Genomic DNA, 519 nt, shown 5'->3' with positions numbered 1-519 from the left:
GCAGGGCGCTGGAATGGCTGGAGGGCGAACTCGAAAAGTCCGGCTCCGATGCCGAGGAAATCATAATCAGCGAGCATCGCACGCTGTCCGGCGGCAATGTAACCACCGGCAACATCATCCGCGGCCTCAGGCTTATCAACGATATCGACTGGACGGTTTGGTTCGAAGGTGTCAGCCGCATTGATAGCTTGCTGCGCGAGCGCACCGATTTCGCCGCGCTCGATTTCTTCTCGCGCGACCAGTACCGGACCGCGATCGAAGAAATGGCGCGCCGCTCCGATCGTTCCGAATTCCGGGTTGCCGAAAAGGCGATCGAACTCGCCGGCCATGCCGCTGTCGCCGATACCACCGGCACCGGTCCGACCGCTCACACCGACGTCGGGTTCTTTCTGGTCGGGCCGCGCCGGCTGGAACTGGAAAAGGCGATCGGCTATCGGCCGACCGTCAGCGTCACGATCAAACGGGTGTTCCGCAAGATCGGATGGCTGGGCATTGTCTTGCCGGTGTTCGCGCTGACGG

At 62.2% G+C, this 519-nt stretch carries 1 protein-coding gene; it reads left to right on the top strand.

Translation table 11 applies throughout. From position 1 onward, the window contains the following. Nucleotides 1-519, top strand: a 519-nt coding sequence (locus EOA86_RS37805) for a hypothetical protein (RefSeq protein ID WP_164892463.1), incomplete at both ends; no start/stop codon positions are given.

It is taken from the genome of Mesorhizobium sp. M5C.F.Ca.IN.020.32.2.1, assembly GCF_004023105.1.
In the GTDB taxonomy this organism is placed as follows: domain Bacteria; phylum Pseudomonadota; class Alphaproteobacteria; order Rhizobiales; family Rhizobiaceae; genus Mesorhizobium; species Mesorhizobium wenxiniae.
This window is presented reverse-complemented; position numbering and strand designations above follow the sequence as displayed.